The sequence below is a fragment of the Pseudomonas sp. FW305-28 genome, assembly GCF_017351395.1.
In the GTDB taxonomy this organism is placed as follows: Bacteria; Pseudomonadota; Gammaproteobacteria; order Pseudomonadales; family Pseudomonadaceae; genus Aquipseudomonas; species Aquipseudomonas fluorescens_AA.
In genome coordinates this window covers 1-21,983 of record NZ_JACNDD010000085.1, presented here as the reverse complement: position 1 = coordinate 21,983, position 21,983 = coordinate 1, and the positions used below count along the sequence as shown (strand labels likewise).

Below are 21,983 nucleotides of genomic sequence, written 5' to 3'. Positions count from 1 at the left end.
GTCTTAGTCCTCCACTACCCAAGTGTCTTTGGTGCCGCCGCCCTGGGACGAGTTCACCACCAGCGAGCCTTCGCGCAGCGCCACGCGGGTCAGCCCGCCGGGTACCAGGCGGGTTTCCTTGCCCGACAGCACGAACGGACGCAGGTCGATATGGCGCGGCGCGATGCCGCTCTCGACAAAGGTCGGGCACGTGGACAGGCTCAAGGTCGGCTGGGCGATATAGGCTTCGGGACGGGCCTTGAGGCGCGCGCGGAAATCTTCGATCTCCGCCGCGCTGGCGGCCGGCCCGACCAACATGCCGTAGCCGCCGGAGCCCTGGGTTTCCTTGACCACCAGATCCGGCAGGTTGGCCAGCACATGGGACAGGTCCTGGGGCTTGCGGCACTGCCAGGTGGGCACGTTCTTCAGGATCGGCTCTTCGGTGAGGTAGAAGCGGATCATTTCGTCGACATAAGGGTAGATCGACTTGTCGTCGGCCACGCCTGTGCCGACCGCGTTCGCCAGCACTACGTTGCCCGCACGGTAAACAGCGATCAGCCCGGGCACGCCCAGCATCGAATCGGGGTTGAACGACAGCGGGTCGAGGTAGGCGTCGTCAAGGCGACGGTAAATCACGTCCACCTGTCGAGGCCCGGCGGTGGTGCGCATGTACACGTGGTCGTCCCGCACGAACAGATCGGCCCCCTCCACCAGCTCCACGCCCATTTCACGGGCCAGGAAGGCGTGTTCGAAATAGGCACTGTTGAAGCGTCCCGGCGTCAGCACCACGGCGGTGGGGTTTTCCAGGGGGCTTGAGCTCTTGAGGGTGTCGAGCAGCAGGTTCGGGTAATGATCGATGGGGGCCACGCGCTGGGCGGCGAAGAGCTCGGGGAACAGGCGCATCATCATCTTGCGGTCTTCGAGCATGTAACTCACGCCGCTGGGCGTGCGCAGGTTGTCTTCCAGCACGTAATAGCTGCCGTCACCGTCGCGAACCAGGTCGACACCGGCGATATGGGCGTAGATGCCGCGGTGCAGGTTCAGGCCCTGCATCGCGATCTGGTAGCCCTCGTTGGCGAGCACCTGCTCGGGCGGGATGATCCCTTCCTTGAGGATATGCTGCCCATGGTAGATGTCGGCCAGGAACATGTTCAGGGCCTGGACCCGCTGGATGCAACCACGCTCGACCATCTGCCATTCACTGGCCTTGATGCTGCGGGGAATGATATCGAAGGGGATCAGGCGCTCGGTGCCCTGCTCGTCCCCGTAGAGGGTGAAGGTGATGCCAGCCCGATGGAACAGCAGGTCGGCTTCGCGGCGGCGTTGCTCCAGCAGTTCAAGCGGGGTGTCCGCCAGCCAGCGCGAGAAGGCTTGGTAATGCGGGCGGCAGTCACCCTTTGCGTCATACATTTCATTAAAAAAAGCGTGGGGCATAGCCAACTCCCAGCCGCGTTCTACACGGCATTTCTTATCACTTCGTCATTCCGACGGTTCGGCCTTGCCTTGCTTTAAACCCTGCTTGATTGCGTACGGTCCTGGAATTGCCCTCTGTTGCTCTTGATGGATGGCGTGTCCTGGCCTGAAAGGCCGGGTTTTCAATACTTAGCAAAGGGTGTGCCTAAGCGTGACGGTGTCACGTACTGGATAGAAGAAGTATTGCAAAACCGCAAAAAGGCGAAATTATTTTTCGATCTGGCGACATTAACGACCATAAATGCGGGCGCCCTTTCTCTCGAACGGGGCTTGAAAGGCTCTTGAGGGGGTGGAAGGAGACAGCCGTGCCCCACAAGAGGGAAGTTTTTACTCATTCATCCACGGCTAACCCTTCACGCGCCGCACTCAACCCCAAGCAGTGAAAACCTGAACGCACTGCAACGTTGCAGGAAAATGCACGGATTCATACCGTCGCCCCAGCTTGAAGCAGCACGGCCGTTCACCTTAAGTCAATGCGCCCTCGACACTGGCGACGATCATCTCCAGGTCTGTGGGCAGGTAACCTCGCTTGACCACCAGGTTTTCCTCTCGGCCTCGCGCCCTCCAAGTAGGCAGTTCAGCCACCGGGATGCGCTGGTAGAGAAGATTGGTATTGGTCGCCCCGGTCCATTTGGTCGTTCGCGCGATCTGTTCATTGCCGGCGTTTTCGATGAATCGAGTGCGCATGCCCAGCAAAGCCGCGGCATCCATCGCACCGCTGCGCATGCCCAGGTGCACCAGTTTGCAATTCCATTCGGCACTTTTCATGCGCAGGAAAATGGCATATTCGGCAGCACGGTTCGGCCCGATTATTTTCTGGTTGGGGTTGCCGTTGTCCAACTTCCAATACTCCCCCCAGACCTGAAGATTGGCTCGGGACACGGGACCGTCAGCCTGGTCGAGTTGCCCCAGGTGGGTCGTCAGCTTCTCGTTGAGGTCCCGGTTGGTCCTCGGGCGTCCGACCACGATGACGTTACAACCTTTTTTCAACAGCCGGTGACACACCTGCCCCAACCCCGTCCAACTGTCGTCCAACTCGGGATGGGCGCCGCCGTCCTTGCCGCTGAAGCGGGTCCAGACAATGACGTAGCTCTGGCCCTTGACCACCCCTTTGAGCGCCAGGAACTTGTCGAGGCGATACGCCCAGTAGCGATTGGTATTGGGATCGACATTGTCCCACTTGGCGATGCTGCCCTTGCCGTCGCCACTGAGCACCGACGCTGCGACATCGGTGGTGGCGCCGCCCACGGGGCACAGTTTTGCGCCGTTGGCGACGCCGGCCAGGAATCCCAGTACCGCGTCGGTGAAGGGTGGCAGCGCACTTTTATTGATCCTGGCGTCGACCACCAGGCGACACGTCTCGCAGGCAGCCTTGGCATCGGTGACCAACACCGGCAACAACCGAGCGGCCTTTACCCCACAGGAAGTGCCATAGAACTTGACCAGCCGCTTGGCCGCCGCCTCGTCAGCGGCCGCGTAGAGCAAGATCAGTCGTGAGCTGAGGTCATGGCGCAATGCGGCGCCGACAGCGAACTGATCACCCGACATGTACGCGCCCTGGTAGTAATAAGTGCACTTCTGGCCGACGAATTGCGCCGGTGTGTTTTTCCGCGCATCGGTGAACAGCGAGCCACCTGTGGCATTCGCCTCGTCCAGCATGTCCTGGTACTTGCGTTTGTCCTGGTCCCGCAAATAAAGCGCCAGGGCATCCAGACACTGGTTGATGCTTTGATTGGCCTCGACCAATGGAGGGGGCCCCACCCGCCACTTGAGGGGAAAGGCTTGAGTGGGCTGCGACAGCGCCTGCACGGCCGCCTCGGTCGTCGGAAAGCAAACCTCCAGATCGCTCCCCAGGAAGCGCTTGATAAGGGCTTCGTGGGGTTTGAGCATCACGTAAGTTTGGCCCATCAACGACCAGGCTGAGATTGAGTTATCGGCGACTTTGAAGGGCATCCTTCCTCCCCCGGGACACGTTGCAGGGTTATCCGAAAACAAACGGGTGTCCGCGCACCAAGCGTAGACCAATTCCCCTTGGGGTCGCGGGCAAGCTGCCTTCGGTCGCCTCCCGAGCACAAACTCGCCGTGGGGATTTGCGCCATCAGTATTATGGTATACCATCATACGCACAGACACTCTTACCCTCACAACGGAGCAGCTCATGAGTTTCGAAATTCGTAAGATCGTCAGCTATGTCGAAGAAACCTTTATCGAAGGCGGCAAGGCTGCGGACAAGCCTGTGACCATGGTCGGGCTGGCGGTCGTGATGAAAAATCCCTGGCTGGGTCGCGGTTTCGTCGAAGACCTGAAACCGGAAATCCGCGCCAACTGCTCCGACCTCGGCGCACTGATGGTCGAGCGCCTGGTGGGTATCATCGGCGGCGCCGAGAAGATCCAAGCCTACGGCAAGGCCGCGGTGGTCGGTGCCGATGGCGAAATCGAGCATGCCTCCGCCGTGATCCACACCCTGCGCTTTGGCAACCATTACCGTGAAGCGGTCAAGGCCAAGAGCTACCTGAGCTTCACCAACAAGCGCGGCGGCCCTGGCACTTCGATTCAGATCCCGATGATGCACAAGGACGACGAAGGCCTGCGTTCGCACTACATCACCCTGGAAATGCAGATTGAAGACGCCCCACGCACCGACGAAATCGTCGTGGTGCTGGGCTGCGCCGATGGCGGCCGCCTGCACCCGCGCATCGGCAACCGCTACATCGACCTGGAAGAACTGGCCGCCGAGAATGCGCAGTGATCCAGCCTGGGCAACCACAATAAAAAGGCATGCAGGAGCGCTCCATGATTCGGCTCACCGCTGAACTCACCCCGGCCGGCACCAGCTACCTGGCAACCGGCCAAGGCCAACCCGTGGTCTTGATCCATGGCGTGGGCCTGAACAAAGAAATGTGGGGTGGCCAGGTCGTTGGCCTGGCCACGCAATACCGGGTGATTGCCTACGACATGCTCGGCCATGGCGCCAGCCCCCGTCCGCAAAGCGGTACCGCGCTGCTGGGCTACGCCGACCAGTTGCTGGAGCTGCTCGACCATTTGCAACTGCCCCAGGCAACGGTGATCGGCTTTTCCATGGGTGGCCTGGTGGCCCGTGCGTTTGCCTTGCATTACCCGCAGCGCCTGCAAGGCCTGGTAGTGCTCAACAGCGTGTTCAACCGCAGCGCCGAACAGCGCGCCGGGGTCATCGCCCGCACCGCCCAGGCCGCCGAGCACGGGCCGGACGCCAATGCCGAGGCGGCGTTGTCACGCTGGTTCAGCCGTGAATACCAGGCCGCCAACCCGGCACAGATTGCCGCGTTGCGCCAGACCCTGGCGCAGAATGATCCCCAGGGCTACCTGACCACCTATGAATTGTTCGCCACCCAGGACATGTACCGCGCCGATGACCTGGGCAATATCCAGGTGCCGACGCTGATCGCCACCGGCGAACTGGACCCTGGCTCGACACCGGAAATGGCCCGGCAATTGGCCGAGCGCATTCCCGGCGCCAGCGTTGCCGTGCTCGCCGAACAACGGCATATGATGCCAGTAGAGTCGCCGCGCCTGGTCAACCAGCTGTTGCTGGAGTTTCTCGACACCGCAAACGCCCGGCAAAACCAAATAAAGGGGATCGTTGCATGACACTCGCACGTTTTTCGATGTGCATCGGCGGTGAATGGGTCGATGCGCTCTCCGGCAAGACCTTCGAAAGCCTGAACCCGGCCCTGGCTCAACCCTGGGCCGAATTGCCCGACGCCGACGAAGCCGATGTCGAGCGCGCCGTCCAGGCGGCACAGAGCGCTTTCGACAGCCCGGCCTGGCGCGGCTTGACGGCCACCGCACGGGGCAAGTTGCTGCGTCGACTCGGAGACCTGATCGCCGAGAACAAGGAACAATTGGCCCAATTGGAAAGCCGCGACAACGGCAAACTGATTCGCGAAACCCGCGGCCAGGTCGGCTACCTGCCGGAGTTCTTCCACTACACCGCAGGCCTGGCCGACAAGCTCGAAGGCGGCACCCTGCCCCTCGATAAGCCGGACCTGTTCGCCTATACCGTGCACGAAGCCATGGGCGTGGTCGCGGCGATCATTCCCTGGAACAGCCCGCTGTACCTGACCGCGATCAAGCTTGCCCCGGCCCTGGCGGCTGGCAACACCATCGTGATCAAACCGTCCGAGCACGCCTCGGCCACGGTCCTGGAGCTGGCCCGTCTCGCCTTGGAAGCCGGCATTCCACCGGGGGTGGTCAACGTCGTCACCGGTTACGGCCCCAGTACCGGCGCGGCCCTTACCCGCCATCCGCTGGTGCGCAAGATCGCCTTCACCGGCGGCGCTGCCACGGCGCGGCATGTGGTGCGCAGCAGCGCCGAAAACTTCGCCAAGCTGTCACTGGAACTGGGTGGCAAGTCACCGAACATTATCTTTGCCGACGCCGACCTGGACAGTGCGATCAACGGGGCGATTGCCGGGATTTATGCGGCATCCGGCCAAAGCTGCGTGTCCGGTTCGCGCTTGCTGGTGCAGGACGAAATCTATGACGAATTCGTCTCGCGCCTGGTCGAACGGGCCCAACGCATCCGCATCGGCAACCCACAGGAAGACGCCAGCGAAATGGGCCCCATGGCCACCGCGCAGCAACTGGCCGTGGTCGAAGGCCTGGTGGCCGACGCCATCGCCGAAGGGGCGCGCCTGCGCCTGGGTGGCAAGCGTCCACAGAACCTGGGCGACGGTTGGTTCTATGAACCGACCCTGTTCGAATGCGACCGCAACTCGATGAAGATCATGCAGGAAGAAGTCTTCGGCCCAGTGGCCTCGGTGATTCGATTCAAGGACGAAGCCGAAGCCCTGGCGATCGCCAACGACTCGCAGTTCGGCCTCGCCGCCGGCATCTGGACCCGCGACCTGGGCCGTGCCCATCGACTGGCCCGGGATGTGCGCTCCGGGATCATCTGGGTCAACACTTACCGTGCGGTGTCGGCCATGGCACCCATCGGTGGTTTCAAGAACAGCGGCTATGGACGCGAGAGCGGCATCGACTCGGTGCTGGCCTATACCGAACTGAAAACGGTGTGGATCAACCTGTCCCAGGCGCCCATGCCTGATCCGTTCGTGATGCGCTAGGAGTCCTGAGAAATGATCGAACCCGGCATCTACAAAGAAGTCATGAGCTCCTTCCCATCCGGCGTCACGGTGGTCACCACCTTGGACCCGGACGGCAATATCGTCGGCATCACCGCCAGTGCGTTCAGCGCGCTGTCGATCGACCCGGCGCTGGTGCTGTTCTGCCCCAACTACGGCTCCGACACCTACCCGGTCCTGCGCGACAGCAAACAGTTCGCGATCCACCTGCTATCCGCCGACCAGACCGCCGAAGCCTATGCCTTTGCCGGTAAAGGCAAGGACAAGGCCAAGGGCATCGATTGGCACCTGAGCGAACGGGGCAATCCGTTGCTGAGCAAAGCCACGGCGATCATCGAGTGCGAACTGTGGCGCGAATACGACGGCGGCGACCACGCGATCATCGTCGGCGCAGTGAAAAACCTGATCCTGCCCGAGCAGCCGGTGACGCCGATGATCTACCACAAAGGCAAGCTGGGCCCGCTGCCCACGCTGGCCTGATGGCCATACCCTCTCCTGTGGGAGCGAGCTTGCTCGCGATAGCGGTGTATCAGTCACAGCCTTGTTGGAGGTGCTGCCGCCATCGCGAGCAAGCTCGCTCCCACAGGTCCATCAACTTTTCAGGGAGCCCCCATGAGCAATGAAAAATACGAACAAGGCCTGAAGATCCGCACCCAGGTACTGGGCCAGGACTACGTCAACCGTTCCATCGAGAACGCCGACGATTTCACCCGGCCACTGCAGGAAATGGTCACCGAGTATTGCTGGGGCCACGTCTGGAGTCGCGAGGGCTTGTCGCTCAAGGAGCGCAGCATGATCAACCTGGCAATGATCTCGGCGCTCAATCGCCCGCATGAACTCAAGCTGCATGTGCGCGGCGCCTTGCGTAACGGCCTGAGTCGTGAGCAAATACGCGAAATTCTGCTTCAGGTCGGTATCTATTGTGGCGTCCCCGCTGCCGTGGACAGTTTCCGGCTTGCCCGTGAAGCCTTCGCCGAAGCCGATGCCGAGGCCCCCAGTCAACCCTCGGCTGTTTGATCTGAACGTGCACGGATGTTGCCCGTTTGGCATGGACAGCCATATTACAGAGCGGACCCCATGAAACGCCTGCCACTCGACGACAGCTTCAAGGTCAATCGCAACCCCGTTACCCTGCGCGAGATCGTGCTGGATAAACTGCGAAGCGCCATCATGAACTTCCAGCTTCTGCCGGGCGATCGCCTGGTCGAACGCGATCTGTGCGATCGCCTGGGTGTGAGCCGCACGTCGGTACGCGAAGCGCTGCGCCACCTGGAATCCGAAGGCCTGGTGGAGTTTGCCGATGCCAAGGGGCCGCGGGTCGCCATTATCACTTTGGCCGACGCCGTCGATATCTATGAGCTGCGTTGCGTGCTCGAAGGCCTGATCGTCCAGCTGTTCACCCTGCGCGCCAAGGCCAAGGACATCAAGGCCCTGGAAAAAGCCCTCGCGGAGAACCGCAAGGCCCTCAAGGAAGGCGAACTGCAACAAGTCATCGATTCGGTACAAGGCTTCTACGACGTGCTGCTCGAAGGCTCCGGCAACCATGTCGCCGCCACCCAGCTGCGCCAGTTGCAGGCACGCATCAGCTATTTGCGGGCGACCTCGGTGTCCCAGGAAAACCGTCGCGGCGACAGCAACCAGGAGATGGAACGCATGGTCGAGGCGATCAAGAGCGGCGATCCCCTGGCGGCCCACCAGGCCTGCGTCGATCACGTGCGCGCCGCGGCCAAGGTCGCCCTGGAGTATCTCAAGCGCAAACAGGAAGAGACCGGTGAAATCCCCGAGATCATCCCGCCCATCGCCCTCAAAGAACCGCGCATAGGTCGCTAGCCATGTTCAGCCCGAGCTTTTGTCCAAAGTGCGGCGGCAGTGACCTCGATCACCGCCTGCCAGCGGGCGATACCCATGAGCGACTGATGTGTGGCGGTTGCGGCTACATCCACTACGTCAACCCGAAGATCATTGCCGGCTGCATCATCGAGCAGGACGGCAAGTACCTGCTGTGCCAGCGCGCCATCCCGCCACGCCCGGGCACCTGGACTCTGCCGGCCGGCTTCATGGAAGGCGGTGAAACCACCGAACAGGCGGCGCTGCGCGAAGTCTGGGAAGAAACCGGCGTACGCGCTGAAATCGTCTCGCCCTACTCGATCTTCAGCGTGCCGAAGATCAGCGAGGTGTACATCATCTTCCGCGCCACCGCAGTGGAGATCACCGGTCAGTTCGGCCCGGAAACCCTCGCCTGCCAGTTCTTCGCCCCCGAGGACATTCCTTGGGACAGCATCTACTACCCGGCCATCCGGCAGATCCTCGAACGTTATATCGAGGAACGCCAGGCCGGGGTCTATGGCATCTACATGGGCAACGACGACAGCGGCAAGATTCACTTCATCCGCTGACGGGCGCCACGCCCTCGACAATGATCACCTCGGCCCGGGCCACGCCTTCGCGATGATGCCTGGCCGCCTGATACTGCGCCGAGTGATAGCAGGCCAGCGCCTGTTCGTAAGAGTCGAACTCGATCACCACGCTGCGCTGCGGCGTGGCCCGGCCTTCCATCGCTTCGCTGCGCCCGCCCCTGGCCAGCATTCGTCCGCCATATAACGCGAAGGCCGCCGGTGCCCGCTGGGTGTATTGGCTGTATTGATCGGGGTCGGTGACATCCACGTGAGCAATCCAGTACGCCTTCATAGTGACCTCTCGGTTTATTTTGTATTATGGTATACCACAATAAATCTCCAGCAAGCCTTCATCAAAACACAGAGAGCCCGTCATGGCCTTTAACAGCATTCAGGAAATCATCGAAGACTACCGCCAGGGCAAGATGGTATTGCTGGTGGATGACGAAGACCGGGAAAACGAAGGCGACCTGCTGCTGGCCGCCGACTGCTGCGACGCCCAAACGATCAGCTTCATGGCCCGCGAAGCCCGTGGGTTGATCTGTCTGACGTTGACTGACGAGCACTGCCAGCGCCTGGGGCTTGAGCAGATGGTGCCGAGCAATGGCAGCGTGTTCAGCACCGCGTTCACGGTTTCCATCGAGGCCGCCACTGGCGTGACCACCGGTATTTCCGCCGCCGACCGGGCTCGCACCGTCGCCGCCGCCGTGGCCATCGATGCGGGGCCCAACGACATTGTGCAGCCGGGGCATATCTTCCCGCTGCGGGCCAAGGAAGGCGGTGTCCTGACCCGTGCCGGGCACACCGAAGCCGGTTGCGACCTGGCGCGCCTGGCAGGTTTCACGCCGGCGTCGGTGATCGTCGAAGTGATGAACGATGACGGCACCATGGCCCGCCGGCCGGACCTGGAGATTTTCGCCCGCAAGCACGGGATCAAGATCGGCACCATCGCCGACCTGATCCACTATCGCCTGAGTACCGAGCACACCGTGGTGCGTATCGGCGAACGGGACCTGCCCACGGTACACGGCACCTTCCGCCTGTTCACCTTCGAAGATCGCATCGAAGGCGGCGTGCACATGGCGATGGTGATGGGCGACATTCGCCGGGAAGAACCGACCCTGGTGCGGGTGCATGTGATCGATCCGCTGCGGGACCTGGTGGGTGCCGAATACAACGGCCCGTCCAATTGGACGTTGTGGGCGGCCTTGCAGCGGGTGGCCGAGGAAGGTCGCGGCGTGGTGGTCGTGCTGGCCAACCACGAATCCTCCCAGGCGTTGCTCGAGCGCGTACCGCAACTGACCCAGCCGCCACGACAATTCAGCCGCTCCCAGTCGCGCATCTATTCTGAAGTGGGCACCGGCGCGCAGATTCTCCAGGACCTGGGCGTCGGCAAATTGCGGCACTTGGGACCACCACTCAAGTACGCGGGGCTGACGGGGTATGACTTGGAAGTGGTGGAGAGCATTCCCTTCACCGGATAAGCCTGAGGCCCACCCAAATTCCCTGTGGGAGCGAGCTTGCTCGCGATAGCAATGGACCTGCCAACCTGAATGTTGACTGACACACCGCTATCGCGGGCAAGCGCGCACCCACAGGGTTCGCCCCAGCAATGACAAGGAAAAATCTGCCCTCGGACAGATAGCCGGTACGGCAAAATGCTTGCAGAAAGTTTGGAATACCATAATATGATATTCCATAGACCGAATGATTCAGCCAAGTGCGCCCACAAGGGAAAGCACCAATAACAGCCCTTGGCACGGTCGCCTTTAGAGGCCAGATGGACCTACTGCTCCCGATAGGCGGGCATTACCAAGCCCGCTCAAAAACACAACAAATGAGGGCGTGAAAATGGTGTTGAAGAAAAGTGCAGCCGCAATTCTTTTTGCCGGCCTGCTGAGTGTCACCAGCCAGGCGACGATGGCCGCTGAAAGCGTCAACTTCGTCAGTTGGGGCGGCAGCACCCAGGACGCGCAGAAGCAGGCTTGGGCCGACCCGTTCAGCAAGGCCAGCGGCATCACCGTGGTCCAGGACGGCCCCACCGACTACGGCAAGCTCAAGGCCATGGTCGAAAGCGGCAACGTGCAGTGGGACGTGGTCGACGTCGAGGCAGACTTCGCTCTGCGTGCCGCGGCCGAAGGCCTGCTCGAACCCCTCGATTTCTCAGTGGTGCAGCGCGACAAGATCGACCCGCGCTTTGTCTCTGACCATGGCGTCGGCTCGTTCTACTTCTCTTTCGTCCTCGGTTACAACGAAGGCAGGCTCGGCGCCGGCAAGCCGACGGACTGGTCCGCGCTGTTCGACACCAAGACCTATCCCGGCAAACGCGCCCTGTACAAATGGCCAAGCCCAGGCGTGCTGGAGCTGGCGTTGCTGGCCGACGGCGTCGCGGCAGACAAGCTCTATCCGCTGGACCTGGACCGCGCCTTCAAGAAACTCGACACCATCAAGAAAGACATCGTCTGGTGGGGCGGCGGCGCTCAGTCCCAACAGTTGCTCGCGTCCGGCGAAGCCAGCATCGGGCAGTTCTGGAACGGCCGGATCTATGCCTTGCAACAAGACGGCGCTCCGGTCGGCGTAAGCTGGAAGCAGAACCTGGTCATGGCCGACATCCTGGTCATCCCGAAGGGTTCGAAAAACAAGGCCGCCGCCATGAAATTCCTGGCCAACGCCAGCAGCGCCAAGGGCCAGGCCGACTTTTCCAACCTGACCGCCTACGCCCCGGTCAACGTCGACAGCGTTGCACGCCTGGATTCGGTGCTCGCCCCCAACTTGCCGACCGCCTACGCCAAGGATCAGATCACGCTTGATTTCGCGTATTGGGCCAAGAACGGTCAGGACATCGCGACACGGTGGAACGAATGGCTGGTCAAATGAAAATGTCGGCAACGACCTCCCCTCGCACCGGGAGCGCCATTGGCGCTGCCGGTGCGGTACAGGCCAAGGCGGCGACGCACACCCCGTCGCTGGCACAGCGCTGGCGCGGGGCCGGTAACCTGGTCCCTGCCCTGCTGTTCCTCGGTCTGTTCTTCCTGGCGCCGTTGATCGGCCTGCTGCTGCGCGGTGTGCTGGAGCCGGTGCCCGGGTTGGGCAACTACGAGCAATTGTTCGCCAACTCGGCCTATGCCCGAGTGCTATTCAACACCTTTTCGGTGGCCGGGCTGGTCACACTGTTCAGCCTTCTGCTGGGTTTTCCCCTGGCCTGGGCCATCACCCTGGTGCCCCGTGGCTGGGGCCGCTGGATGCTGAACATCGTGCTGCTGTCGATGTGGACCAGCCTGCTGGCCCGCACCTACTCCTGGCTGGTGCTGCTGCAAGCCTCCGGGATGGTGAACAAGGCGTTGGTGGCGCTGGGCATCATCGACCAGCCGCTGGAGATGGTGCACAACCTCACCGGCGTGGTGATCGGCATGAGCTACATCATGATCCCGTTCATCGTCTTGCCGTTGCAGGCGACCATGCAGGCCATCGACCCGATGATCCTGCAGGCCGGCTCCATCTGCGGCGCCAGTCCCTGGACCAACTTCTTCCGGGTATTCCTGCCGCTGTGCCGGCCGGGGCTGTTCTCCGGCGGGCTGATGGTGTTCGTGATGTCCCTCGGTTACTACGTGACCCCGGCACTGCTGGGCGGTGCGCAGAACATGATGCTGCCGGAATTCATCATCCAGCAGGTGCAATCGTTCCTCAACTGGGGCCTGGCCAGTGCCGGCGCCGCCTTGTTGGTGGCGATCACCCTGGTGCTGTTCTACTTCTACCTGAAGCTCCAGCCGGAATCCCCGGTGGGCGCCAGCAACGCGAGGTAAGCCGCCATGCTCCTGACTCCCAATGCCATGAGCCGGCGCATGCGGTTCGGCCTGTATTTCACCACCGGCCTGATCGCGCTGTTCCTGCTGTTGCCCATCGTGTTCATCGTGCTGCTGTCGTTCGGTTCGTCCCAATGGCTGGTCTTCCCACCGCCGGGCTGGACACTCAAATGGTACGGCCAGTTCTTTTCCAACCCTGACTGGATGAACGCGGCACTGACCAGCCTCAAGGTCGCGGTGCTGACCACCGTCTGCGCCGTGGCACTGGGCCTGCCGACAGCGTTTGCCCTGGTGCGCGGGCGCTTCCCGGGCCGGGAAATGCTCTATGGCCTGTTCACCCTGCCGATGATCGTGCCGCTGGTGATCATCGCCGTGGCGGTGTATGCGCTGTTCCTCAAGCTCGGCTACACCGGGACGATGTTCGCGTTCGTGGTCAGCCACGTCATCGTCGCACTGCCGTTCACCATCATCTCGATCATCAACTCGCTCAAGCTGTTCGACCAATCCATCGAGGACGCTGCAGTGATCTGCGGCGCCTCACGCCTGCAAGCGGTGTTCAAGGTGACCTTCCCGGCCATTCGCCCGGGCATGGTCGCCGGTGCCCTGTTCGCGTTCCTGGTGTCGTGGGACGAGGTGGTGCTGAGCGTGATGATGGCCAGCCCGACCCTGCAAACCTTGCCCGTCAAGATGTGGACCACCCTGCGCCAGGACCTGACGCCTGTGATCGCCGTCGCTTCGACGTTGCTGATCGGCCTCTCGGTCTTGGTGATGGTGATCGCCGCCGCCTTGCGTCGGCGCAATGAAATCAGCGCCTGAGCGCCTAGGAGAACACGATGAGTGCCGTCAAAGACCCCGCACAACAGAACAACAAGACCCTGGTCAGCCTGCGCAACCTGAACAAACACTACGGCGACTTTGCCGCCGTGGACGATATTTCCCTGGAGATCCAGGACGGCGAATTCCTGACGTTCCTCGGTTCCAGCGGCTCGGGCAAGAGCACCACGCTGTCGATGCTGGCCGGGTTCGAAACCCCCAGCAGCGGCGAGATCCTGGTGGGCGGCAAATCCCTGGTCAACGTACCGCCGCACAAACGCGACATCGGCATGGTGTTCCAGCGCTACTCACTGTTCCCGCACCTGTCGGTGCGCGACAACATTGCCTTCCCCCTGGCGATCCGCAAACTGGCCAGCGCCGAGCGCGAACGCCGGGTCGACGCCATGCTCAAGCTGGTGCAACTGGGAGAGTTCGCTCATCGTCGCCCTTCGCAACTGTCCGGCGGTCAGCAGCAGCGCGTGGCGATTGCCCGGGCACTGGTCTATGAGCCACGCATCCTGCTGATGGACGAACCCCTTGGAGCCCTGGATAAAAAGCTCCGTGAAGACTTGCAGGATGAACTGCGCCAATTGCATCGGCGCCTGGGCATCACCATCGTCTACGTCACCCATGACCAGGAAGAGGCCATGCGCCTGTCCCAGCGCATCGCGATTTTCAGCCACGGCAAGATCGTCGGTCTGGGCAGCGGCTACGACCTCTACCAGAATCCACCGAACGCTTTCGTCGCCTCGTTCCTGGGTAACTCCAATTTCCTCAAGCTCAAGGCCCGGGGCAACGCAGTGGCGACCTTCGAAGGCCAGTCGCTGTCGATCCGCCTGACTGCCGGCCTGCAAACGGACCAGGACGTGCTGCTGATGGTGCGCCCGGAAAAAGCCCTCGCCCTGAGCGTCGAGCAAGCGGCCCAGGAACCCTTGGCGGCCGGTTGGAATGAGGTGTCGGCCAAGGTCGTCGAAGTGCTGTTCCTCGGTGAAAGCCAGACTTGCAGCGTGGTGACGTCCGGCGGCACGGCCATGACCGTCAAGGCGCTGTCCGCCGCCGGCATGCCGCTCAAGGCCGGCGACCCGGTGCGCGTGCGTTGGGCCACCGCCGACGCCTGTGTCTACACCCAATGGGCCGAGAGCGACCTGAACAAGGCCGCGGGAGCTCATTGATGAACATTGCGCGCCCACAACCGATAAAACCCGAGGATCGTCCGATGATCGATGCCAGCGTCTACAAACAAGTCATGGGCTCGTTCCCGTCCGGCGTGACGGTGATCACCACCCTCGATGACGACGGCCAGGTAGTCGGCCTCACCGCCAGTGCCTTCAGCTCCCTGTCGATGGACCCGGCCCTGGTGCTGTTCTGCCCCAACTACAGCTCCGACTCCTATCCTGTGCTGATCAAGAACAAGCGCTTCGCCATCCACCTCCTCTCCGGCGGCCAGCAGAACGAAGCCTACGCCTTCGCCCGCAAAGGCAAGGACAAGGCCCAGGGCATCGCATGGACTTTGAGCGAACGGGGTAACCCGTTGCTGAGCAACGTCAGCGCCATCATCGAGTGCGAACTGTGGCGCGAATACGAAGGCGGCGACCACGCCATCATGGTCGGCGCCGTGAAGAACCTGATCGTCCCGCAGCACACACCGGGGCCGCTGGTTTATTGCCACGGCAAGATGGGCGCCCTGCCCGTCCTCGCCTGAACCGATCGTCAACAATAAAGAGAAAGCGCCATGAAATTTTCCCTGTTCGTACACATGGAGCGCTGGGACGAAAGCGTCAGCCATCGCCAGTTGTTCGAAGACCTGAGCGAGTTGACCCTGCTGGCCGAGGCCGGCGGCTTCAGCACCGTGTGGATCGGCGAACACCACGCCATGGAATACACCATCTCGCCAAGCCCGATGCCGCTGCTGGCGTACCTGGCCGGCAAGACCACCACCATCCACCTGGGCGCCGGCACCATCATCGCGCCGTTCTGGCACCCGCTGCGGGTCGCCGGTGAATGCGCGCTGCTGGACGTGATTAGCAATGGCCGCATGGAAGTCGGCCTGGCCCGGGGCGCCTACCAGGTGGAGTTCGACCGCATGGCCGGCGGCATGCCAGCCTCCTCCGGCGGCCAGGCCCTGCGGGAAATGGTCCCGGTGGTGCGCGCCCTATGGCAAGGCGACTACGCCCATGATGGCGAGATCTGGAAATTCCCCACCTCCACCTGCGTGCCCAAGCCAATCCGCAAGCCTCACCCGCCAATGTGGATCGCCGCCCGCGACCCGGACTCCCACAACTTCGCCGTCGCTAACGGCTGCAACGTGATGGTCACGCCGTTGATGAAGGGCGATGAGGAAGTCCTGGACCTGAAGAACAAGTTCCAGGCCGCCCTGGACAACAACCCCGACGTGCCACGCCCGCAACTGATGGTGCTGCGGCACACCCATGTCCATGCGGTGGACGATCCCGAAGGCTGGAAAGTCGGCGCCCAGGCCATCTCGAAGTTCTATCGCACTTTCGATGCCTGGTTCGGCAACAAGCAGGTGCCGGTCAACGGCTTCCTGGCGCCAAGCCCGGAAGAGAAATTCGCCGAGCGTCCGGAGTTCCAGTTGGAGAACATCCGCAAGAACACCATGATTGGTACACCGCAGGAAATCATCGAGCGGATCAAGTACTACCAGGAACTGGGCGTGGATGAATTCAGCTTCTGGTGCGACAACAGTTTGCCCCATACCGAGAAGAAAAAATCCCTGGAGCTGTTTATCCAACAGGTGGTGCCGGCGTTTCGGTGATCCGTTGCACCGCCATCGCAAGCTTGCTCGCGATGGCGGTGTGTTTGTCAAAAAGATGGGGCATGTATTGGCCCAATCGCGAGCAAGCTCGCTCCCACAAGGCTTTCGTTCACCTGAAACATATGTGTCAAATGTGACAATTGCCCCCACTACCTCGCCGCTGCCCCGCAAACCACTATTAACGGCTCGCAAAGCCGCATAACGTACCGCGCAAAAGGATCAACTCTGATTAAGGATGATGCGCGTGGGGGTTTATCGGTTGCTGCTGGCCATGTTGGTGGCAGTTTCTCATATGGGTGTGACGTTCATGGGTTTGAACCCCGGCGTCGTTGCCGTGGTGTCCTTTTTGATCATCAGCGGCTTCGTGATGACCTCGCTGATCGAGAGGACCTACAACACCCCGGGCCAGATCGGCCTGTTCTACATCGATCGACTGTTGAGGCTGTACCCGCAGTTCCTGGTGTATTTCGTCATGTCCTGCGCGGTGATCCATTTCCTCTTGCCGGGAACGCCCCAGGCGGCCGCCCTGACCCTGGAAAACATCGCCACCAGCCTGCCGATCGTGCCGTTGGGTTTCTACATGTTCGGCATCACCGTGCCCGAGATCCTGCCACCCGGTTGGTCCCTGGGACTGGAAATGTGCTTTTACCTGCTGATCCCGTTCCTGATTCTCTACAAGACAAGGGGTGTCGCCTTTGCCGTGTCCGTGACGGTGTTCATGGTCGCTTCCCTGGGCTACCTCGACACGGACATCTACGGCTATCGCCTGCTGCCGGGCGTGCTGTTCATTTTCCTCTGCGGCAGCTACCTGTATCGGGCGCAGGCCAAAGGGCTGTGGATCGTGTCCATCACCCTGTTCGTTGCCGCCTTGATGTTCCTGGCCATTGTCGTGGGGATCATTCCCCGTCGGCCGTTCAACGCCGAAGTGACCCTGGGCATCGCCCTGGGCCTGCCGGCGGTGTTTCTGCTCGGCAGAATGAAGCATCACCGGCTCGATGAGTTCCTGGGCAACATCAGCTATGGCGTGTTCCTCAACCATTTTGTGGTGATGTATGTGTTGCGGGCGTTCTGGCCGGTGGAGTACAGCGCCCTGATCATCACGGCCGTGCTGGTGCTGTCGTTCGCGTTGAGTGGCGTTTCGTACTATGGGGTCGAGCGACCGGCGCTGAAGCTTCGTCATGCCCTCAGGGCAGGCATTAAGTACGGTGCCACGGCTCCCGTTGGCAGCACGGTGGCTTAGCCTCTGGCTGCTGTGCAAAAAAATGCCCGGGACGCAGGTCCCGGGCATTTTGTATTCCAGCGCAGCCGAATCAGAACGTCACGCTGGCGCTCAGCTTGGCGGTACGCGGCTCGCCGACGTTGACCTGCAACTGGCTACCGGTGGAGGACGGGTAGTACTGCTTGTCGAACAGGTTGTCCACGTTCAACTGCAACGAGGTCTTGTGCCCCATCACCGGCGCCTCCCAGCGCAGGAAGGCGTCGGCGACGGTGTAGCTGCTGAGCCAGAATTCGTTGGCCTTGTTGGCGGCGCGTTCGCCGACGTAGCGCGCACCAGCACCGGCGTGCCAGGCGCCGAATTCGGCTGGAATGTTCAGGTGGTGAGTGAGGTACAGGCTCGCGGTGTGTTTGGGAGCGTCGGGTAGGCGATGACCTTCGTCGTCCGGATCGTCCAATATTTCTGTGTGGGTGTAGGCGTAAGTGCCGATCAAGTCCCAACGGTCGGCCAGGCGGCCAGTGATGTCGAGCTCCAGGCCTTGGGAACCCACCTTGCCAGCGGCTTCTGCGATGTTCTTTCCGCCGACTACAGTGGTTGTTACTACATTCTTTTTGACGATATCGAACAAGGCGAGGTTGATATTCAGCCCAGGCATCGGGTCGTATTTGGCACCCACTTCATAGCTACGCCCTTCTTCCGGTTTGAAGGTGCTGAGGTTGTCGTCGACGGTATCGTTGGGCTTGAATGAACGGCTGTAATTACCATAAAGAGAAAGGGTCTCGGCAGCTTTATAAACCAATCCGAGGAATGGAACGAAGGCGTCGCCATTATCGTCGCGAACCCCCTCTCGCTTGATCATGCCTTGTTCGGCGAATTGGTCGTAATGCTGGTAGCGACCACCGAAGACCAGTATCCAGCGATCATCCAGATGCCAGTTGTCCTTGAGATAAATGGAGCTGGAGGTCAGTTGGTTACTCAGGTTGCTCTGTTTTGCATTCAGCTTGCTGGGTTCTGCCAACCCACCATAAACCGGCGCAGTGATGTCGAACCCTCCTTGCGCATCCCCACGGTAGGTCTTGCCACGAAACTGATCGGACACTTGATTATCGACGCCAACCAACAGGTCATGGCGCTGGCCGAACAACTCCTGCTTACCGATGAAATCCCAACTGGCGTAGCGCGTTTCGTCATCGTAATGAGCGCCGTTGGATTTTCTGCTCAGTTGATTTCCCGTCAAATCATCGGGCTGCGCAATCGAAAGACTGTACCGATCATTGTTCCAACCATAGGTAACCCGCGTTTTCCACGCCTCGCTCAACTCATACTCGAACCGCGCCGTCGCCGTTTCGCGAATCCCCACGCTCTTGGCCCAAGGCTCATCAAGACGCTTGTCGTAATCGATGTCAGCCGGATGCCCGTTGGTGAACACCGTACCCCGGTCAAACGGATTGGAGTATTCGTTGTACTCATAACTCAGGTTCAACGAGGCCCGCTCACCCGTCCAAGCCAGGGACGGCGCCACCAGCGTGCTCTCATTGACCCCATAGTTGCGCCAGTAGTCCTCGTGGCCGCGCTCGGCGATCAGGCGATAGGCCAGGCCGGTATCGCCCAGCGGCCCGGTGGTGTCCAGGGCCATGGTGCCGCCACCTTCGCTGTAGGCCGAGCCGCTCAGCGTGGTGCTTTGGGTGTATTCCGGTTTCTTGCTGATGACGTTGATCAGGCCGCCGGGCTCCAGCGCGCCGTACAGCATCGAGGCCGGGCCCTTGAGCACTTCGACGCGGTCGGTGGTGGCGCTGAAGTTGTGGCCCAGGTTCGAACGCACGCCGTCGCGCAGGATCGAGCCGTCGTCGTTGGTGCCGAACCCGCGCTTGACCAACGAGTCCCTCGAGCCGCCCAGGGTATTGCCCTGGCTGACGCCGCTGACGAACTTCATCGCGTCGTTCAACGAGCGCACCTGGTAGTCCGCCAGGGTCTGCTGGGGCACCACGTTGATCGACTGCGCCTCTTCCTTGATCGGTACATCGCTCTTGCTCGCCGTGCTGGCTTGCGACGTCGTATAGCCCTCGTCCTGAGTGACACGACTGCCCTGGATATCCGTGGCCGGCAGTTCGACAGCGTCCTGTGCCCACAACGGGCTTGCAATGAAGCAGCAGGACAGGGTTGGCAACACACACTTGATGAAGACGTTGCGATTTGCGAGGGGGGTGGAACGATTCAAGACGCGCACTCATGGAAGGGACGTTAATGAGAGCAAATATACTTTGAGAATCATTCCCAGTAAATCTTTTGATCCAGTGATGATCACCCCAAACCTCTGTGGGGCTTGCTCCCACAGGTGATATCAAATCGCCCCGTCGCCCTAAAGCTTTGTCGCTCGCGGTCGAATGTATTCCATTAAGAGATTTTTTTGCCCAGGAGCAGCGGCATGCAGACGTTAAAGGACTTGTACGAGTCTATCGAGATGCAGTTTTTCGATACCCTCACCAAAAAGCTCTCGAGTCTTTTCCTGTTGGTGCTGGTCAGTGGCTTGTTGTACTGGGTGGCCGTCAGCGCCCGCGCCGAGATCCTGCTGCTGTTGCGCAACGCGCAGTTGGACGGTGCCTTGCTGGGGCAGATCGAAGGCCGGCTCGACAGCCTTACCCATGCCCTGCTCTTCGGCGCGGTCCTGACGCTGGGCATGATCAGTTTCATGGTCTGGTATTTCCGCCACCTCATCGTGCGCCCCGTCACCGCCATGACCAAGGCCCTGGAAGAGATCGCCAACGGCGAAGGCGACCTGTCCAAGGACCTGCCACTGGTGACCCACGACGAGATCCGCGTGCTGGCCGGCACCTGCAACCGCTTCCTGGCCAAGCAGCGGGAGATCATCAGCAATGTCCAGGCGCTGACTGTGCACATCGCCGTCGAGTCGGCCCGCTCGCTGAAGAACATCAGCGACTCCAGCGACAGTGCCACCCACCAGGCCCGCTTCGCCAAGGAAGTGATGGACCAGAGCAACACCGCCGTGGGCCGCATCGAAGAAGTCTCGCGCCAGACCCAGGGCATCTCCAGCACCACCGCCCAGAACCTGAGCATGGCCCGCGACTCCTACGCCGAGCTACTGGAAGTAACCGGCAACATCAGTGAGATTTCCAGCAACCTCGGTGAATTTGCCACCTTGGTGAGCGCCTTGAACCAACGTTCCTCGAGCATCAAGTCGATTGTCGGGTTGATCCAGCAGATCTCTGCCCAGACCAACCTGCTGGCCCTCAATGCCGCCATCGAAGCCGCCCGGGCCGGCGAAAGTGGCCGTGGCTTCGCGGTGGTGGCCGATGAAGTGCGCACCTTGGCACAGAATGTCAGCCGGGCCACCGACGATATCTCGCGCAACATCGACGCCATGCTCGAGGAAGTCAGCTCCACCCACGAGCAGACCACGCAGATCAGCCACAGCGCCCGGGAAACCCAGAAAGTGGTGGAACGCGCCTCCGGCCATTTCGAAAGCATGATCGTCGACTTCGAATCCACCAACGGCAAGCTGGCCGACATCGCGACCCACATCCAGCAGTTCGCCGACAGCAACACCGGGATCAACGACCGGGTGACCCAGATTCACGCCGACAGCCAGTTGATCGACCAGCGCATGCAGCATTCGGCAACGGCCACCCGCGACCTGTCCGGCGTGGCCGAAAAGGTCCAGGCGCTGCTGGGCCGGTTCGTGCTCGGCCACGGCAAGCTGGACGCCGCCATTACCCGCGCCAGCGAGTGCCGCGACACGCTCCAGGTTCGCCTGGAAACGCTGCAACGCGAAGGCCTGAACCTGTTCGATCAGAATTATCAACTGATTCCCGGTACCGATCCCAAACAGTACATGGCCAGCTACACCGAACGCTTTGCCCAGGTCTGCCAGGAAGAATGCGACAAACTCACCCGCAGCACGCCGGGGGGCAAGGTTTCGTTCATTGTCGACAGCAAGGGCTACTGCCCGGTGAACAACAGCTGGGTCTCCAAGCCGCCAACCGGCGACCGGGCGGTGGATTTGCCGGTGTGCCGCAACAAGCGAATCTTCAACGACCCGATCGGCCTGCGCGCAGCGGGCAACGTCCAGCGCTTCCTGCTGCAAACCTACCTGCGCGATACCGGGGAAATCATGACCGAGATCGACGTACCGTTCTTCTTCGGCGGCCGCCATTGGGGCAACTTGCGGGTGGGCTTCGATGCGGCGGTGTTGTTGGCGGAGTGATCAACAGCGGAATCAAGCCAGACAACTACCCTGTGGTGAGGGAGCTTGCTCCCGCTCGGCTGCGCAGCAGTCGCAAAACCGGCTGATACGGTCGGCCTGAAGAACCGCCGGGGCCTGCTTCGCACGCCAGCGGGAGCAAGCTCGCTCGCCACAAGGGATTTTGTGGCGCATACAAATTCTGA

The 21,983-nt window shown here is 61.4% G+C and carries 21 protein-coding genes; 17 read left to right on the top strand and 4 right to left on the bottom strand.

Going from position 1 to position 21,983, the window contains the following annotated elements; translation table 11 throughout:
* Window positions 1-3: 3 nt before the first annotated feature.
* Window positions 4-1,413, bottom strand: coding sequence for a circularly permuted type 2 ATP-grasp protein (locus J4E53_RS19500; RefSeq protein WP_003201697.1), 1,410 nt, complete (start codon window positions 1,411-1,413; stop codon window positions 4-6).
* A 135-nt stretch (window positions 1,414-1,548) separates the two neighbouring features.
* Between J4E53_RS19500 and J4E53_RS19495 the strand changes: the two genes are divergently transcribed.
* Window positions 1,549-1,737 carry a hypothetical protein gene (locus J4E53_RS19495; protein ID WP_146042647.1) on the top strand — a complete coding sequence of 63 codons (189 nt, stop codon included), beginning with the start codon at window positions 1,549-1,551 and terminating at the stop codon, window positions 1,735-1,737.
* Window positions 1,738-1,917: 180 nt separating this feature from the next.
* Here J4E53_RS19495 and J4E53_RS19490 read toward each other — a convergent pair whose 3' ends face one another.
* The gene (locus J4E53_RS19490; RefSeq protein WP_103309677.1) at window positions 1,918-3,405 is read right to left on the bottom strand and encodes a hypothetical protein; all 1,488 of its coding nucleotides are present in this window, start codon (window positions 3,403-3,405) and stop codon (window positions 1,918-1,920) included.
* Window positions 3,406-3,610: 205 nt separating this feature from the next.
* Between J4E53_RS19490 and J4E53_RS19485 the strand changes: the two genes are divergently transcribed.
* The 7 genes from J4E53_RS19485 to J4E53_RS19455 all read left to right on the top strand — a co-directional run bounded on the left by J4E53_RS19485 (window position 3,611) and on the right by J4E53_RS19455 (window position 8,971).
* Window positions 3,611-4,201 carry an amino acid synthesis family protein gene (locus tag J4E53_RS19485; protein ID WP_103309675.1) on the top strand — a complete coding sequence of 197 codons (591 nt, stop codon included), beginning with the start codon at window positions 3,611-3,613 and terminating at the stop codon, window positions 4,199-4,201.
* A 44-nt stretch (window positions 4,202-4,245) separates the two neighbouring features.
* The gene (locus tag J4E53_RS19480) at window positions 4,246-5,079 is read left to right on the top strand and encodes an alpha/beta fold hydrolase (RefSeq protein ID WP_060742198.1); all 834 of its coding nucleotides are present in this window, start codon (window positions 4,246-4,248) and stop codon (window positions 5,077-5,079) included.
* Window positions 5,076-6,557, top strand: coding sequence for an aldehyde dehydrogenase (locus J4E53_RS19475; RefSeq protein ID WP_060742197.1), 1,482 nt, complete (start codon window positions 5,076-5,078; stop codon window positions 6,555-6,557). The genes J4E53_RS19480 and J4E53_RS19475 overlap by 4 nt, the downstream gene beginning before the upstream one ends.
* A gap of 12 nt (window positions 6,558-6,569) precedes the next feature.
* On the top strand, window positions 6,570-7,055 hold the full coding sequence (locus J4E53_RS19470) for a flavin reductase family protein (protein ID WP_060742196.1): 486 nt from the start codon (window positions 6,570-6,572) through the stop codon (window positions 7,053-7,055).
* Window positions 7,056-7,187: 132 nt separating this feature from the next.
* Window positions 7,188-7,592, top strand: a complete 405-nt coding sequence (locus J4E53_RS19465) for a carboxymuconolactone decarboxylase family protein (RefSeq protein WP_060742195.1) — start codon at window positions 7,188-7,190, stop codon at window positions 7,590-7,592.
* A 60-nt stretch (window positions 7,593-7,652) separates the two neighbouring features.
* Window positions 7,653-8,405: a GntR family transcriptional regulator gene (locus tag J4E53_RS19460; protein WP_103309674.1), complete on the top strand. Its 753-nt coding sequence runs from the start codon at window positions 7,653-7,655 to the stop codon at window positions 8,403-8,405.
* A gap of 2 nt (window positions 8,406-8,407) precedes the next feature.
* Entirely contained in the window at window positions 8,408-8,971 is a 564-nt protein-coding gene (locus J4E53_RS19455) for an NUDIX hydrolase (RefSeq protein ID WP_060742194.1), read from the top strand.
* On the opposite strand, the gene J4E53_RS19450 is transcribed toward J4E53_RS19455, so the two are convergent.
* A complete protein-coding gene (locus J4E53_RS19450) occupies window positions 8,961-9,263 on the bottom strand; it encodes a DUF1330 domain-containing protein (RefSeq protein ID WP_060742193.1) in 303 nt (100 codons plus the stop codon). The two genes, J4E53_RS19455 and J4E53_RS19450, sit on opposite strands and share 11 nt — an antisense overlap.
* Before the next feature lie 82 nt (window positions 9,264-9,345).
* On the opposite strand from J4E53_RS19450, the gene ribBA reads away from it, so the two are divergent.
* The 8 genes from ribBA to J4E53_RS19410 all read left to right on the top strand — a co-directional run bounded on the left by ribBA (window position 9,346) and on the right by J4E53_RS19410 (window position 17,603).
* A complete protein-coding gene (gene ribBA / locus J4E53_RS19445) occupies window positions 9,346-10,455 on the top strand; it encodes a bifunctional 3,4-dihydroxy-2-butanone-4-phosphate synthase/GTP cyclohydrolase II (RefSeq protein ID WP_103309672.1) in 1,110 nt (369 codons plus the stop codon).
* A 367-nt stretch (window positions 10,456-10,822) separates the two neighbouring features.
* A complete protein-coding gene (locus J4E53_RS19440) occupies window positions 10,823-11,848 on the top strand; it encodes an ABC transporter substrate-binding protein (RefSeq protein ID WP_103309671.1) in 1,026 nt (341 codons plus the stop codon).
* Window positions 11,845-12,774, top strand: a complete 930-nt coding sequence (locus J4E53_RS19435; protein ID WP_103309669.1) for an ABC transporter permease — start codon at window positions 11,845-11,847, stop codon at window positions 12,772-12,774. Before J4E53_RS19440 ends, J4E53_RS19435 begins: the two co-directional genes overlap by 4 nt.
* 6 nt (window positions 12,775-12,780) lie before the next feature.
* Entirely contained in the window at window positions 12,781-13,590 is an 810-nt protein-coding gene (locus J4E53_RS19430; RefSeq protein ID WP_003201669.1) for an ABC transporter permease, read from the top strand.
* A 17-nt stretch (window positions 13,591-13,607) separates the two neighbouring features.
* On the top strand, window positions 13,608-14,759 hold the full coding sequence (locus J4E53_RS19425; RefSeq protein WP_103309668.1) for an ABC transporter ATP-binding protein: 1,152 nt from the start codon (window positions 13,608-13,610) through the stop codon (window positions 14,757-14,759).
* A gap of 44 nt (window positions 14,760-14,803) precedes the next feature.
* Window positions 14,804-15,289, top strand: coding sequence for a flavin reductase family protein (locus tag J4E53_RS19420; RefSeq protein ID WP_103309684.1), 486 nt, complete (start codon window positions 14,804-14,806; stop codon window positions 15,287-15,289).
* 30 nt (window positions 15,290-15,319) lie between these two features.
* The gene (locus tag J4E53_RS19415; RefSeq protein ID WP_060742189.1) at window positions 15,320-16,363 is read left to right on the top strand and encodes an LLM class flavin-dependent oxidoreductase; all 1,044 of its coding nucleotides are present in this window, start codon (window positions 15,320-15,322) and stop codon (window positions 16,361-16,363) included.
* A gap of 235 nt (window positions 16,364-16,598) precedes the next feature.
* Window positions 16,599-17,603, top strand: coding sequence for an acyltransferase (locus J4E53_RS19410; RefSeq protein WP_177431723.1), 1,005 nt, complete (start codon window positions 16,599-16,601; stop codon window positions 17,601-17,603).
* 70 nt (window positions 17,604-17,673) lie between these two features.
* On the opposite strand, the gene J4E53_RS19405 is transcribed toward J4E53_RS19410, so the two are convergent.
* Window positions 17,674-19,758, bottom strand: coding sequence for a TonB-dependent siderophore receptor (locus tag J4E53_RS19405; protein WP_371919223.1), 2,085 nt, complete (start codon window positions 19,756-19,758; stop codon window positions 17,674-17,676).
* A 246-nt stretch (window positions 19,759-20,004) separates the two neighbouring features.
* On the opposite strand from J4E53_RS19405, the gene J4E53_RS19400 reads away from it, so the two are divergent.
* Entirely contained in the window at window positions 20,005-21,801 is a 1,797-nt protein-coding gene (locus J4E53_RS19400) for a methyl-accepting chemotaxis protein (protein WP_060742187.1), read from the top strand.
* Window positions 21,802-21,983: the final 182 nt, after the last annotated feature.

Bases quoted from the DNA above. Each gene is read 5' to 3' on its own strand.
- J4E53_RS19500 (WP_003201697.1), bottom strand. From the start codon at position 1,413: ATGCCCCACGCTTTTTTTAATGAAATGTATGACGCAAAGGGTGACTGC.
- J4E53_RS19490 (WP_103309677.1), bottom strand. From the start codon at position 3,405: ATGCCCTTCAAAGTCGCCGATAACTCAATCTCAGCCTGGTCGTTGATG.
- J4E53_RS19485 (WP_103309675.1), top strand. From the start codon at position 3,611: ATGAGTTTCGAAATTCGTAAGATCGTCAGCTATGTCGAAGAAACCTTT.
- J4E53_RS19480 (WP_060742198.1), top strand. From the start codon at position 4,246: ATGATTCGGCTCACCGCTGAACTCACCCCGGCCGGCACCAGCTACCTG.
- J4E53_RS19475 (WP_060742197.1), top strand. From the start codon at position 5,076: ATGACACTCGCACGTTTTTCGATGTGCATCGGCGGTGAATGGGTCGAT.
- J4E53_RS19470 (WP_060742196.1), top strand. From the start codon at position 6,570: ATGATCGAACCCGGCATCTACAAAGAAGTCATGAGCTCCTTCCCATCC.
- J4E53_RS19465 (WP_060742195.1), top strand. From the start codon at position 7,188: ATGAGCAATGAAAAATACGAACAAGGCCTGAAGATCCGCACCCAGGTA.
- J4E53_RS19460 (WP_103309674.1), top strand. From the start codon at position 7,653: ATGAAACGCCTGCCACTCGACGACAGCTTCAAGGTCAATCGCAACCCC.
- J4E53_RS19455 (WP_060742194.1), top strand. From the start codon at position 8,408: ATGTTCAGCCCGAGCTTTTGTCCAAAGTGCGGCGGCAGTGACCTCGAT.
- J4E53_RS19450 (WP_060742193.1), bottom strand. From the start codon at position 9,263: ATGAAGGCGTACTGGATTGCTCACGTGGATGTCACCGACCCCGATCAA.
- ribBA (WP_103309672.1), top strand. From the start codon at position 9,346: ATGGCCTTTAACAGCATTCAGGAAATCATCGAAGACTACCGCCAGGGC.
- J4E53_RS19440 (WP_103309671.1), top strand. From the start codon at position 10,823: ATGGTGTTGAAGAAAAGTGCAGCCGCAATTCTTTTTGCCGGCCTGCTG.
- J4E53_RS19435 (WP_103309669.1), top strand. From the start codon at position 11,845: ATGAAAATGTCGGCAACGACCTCCCCTCGCACCGGGAGCGCCATTGGC.
- J4E53_RS19430 (WP_003201669.1), top strand. From the start codon at position 12,781: ATGCTCCTGACTCCCAATGCCATGAGCCGGCGCATGCGGTTCGGCCTG.
- J4E53_RS19425 (WP_103309668.1), top strand. From the start codon at position 13,608: ATGAGTGCCGTCAAAGACCCCGCACAACAGAACAACAAGACCCTGGTC.
- J4E53_RS19420 (WP_103309684.1), top strand. From the start codon at position 14,804: ATGATCGATGCCAGCGTCTACAAACAAGTCATGGGCTCGTTCCCGTCC.
- J4E53_RS19415 (WP_060742189.1), top strand. From the start codon at position 15,320: ATGAAATTTTCCCTGTTCGTACACATGGAGCGCTGGGACGAAAGCGTC.
- J4E53_RS19410 (WP_177431723.1), top strand. From the start codon at position 16,599: ATGATGCGCGTGGGGGTTTATCGGTTGCTGCTGGCCATGTTGGTGGCA.
- J4E53_RS19400 (WP_060742187.1), top strand. From the start codon at position 20,005: ATGCAGACGTTAAAGGACTTGTACGAGTCTATCGAGATGCAGTTTTTC.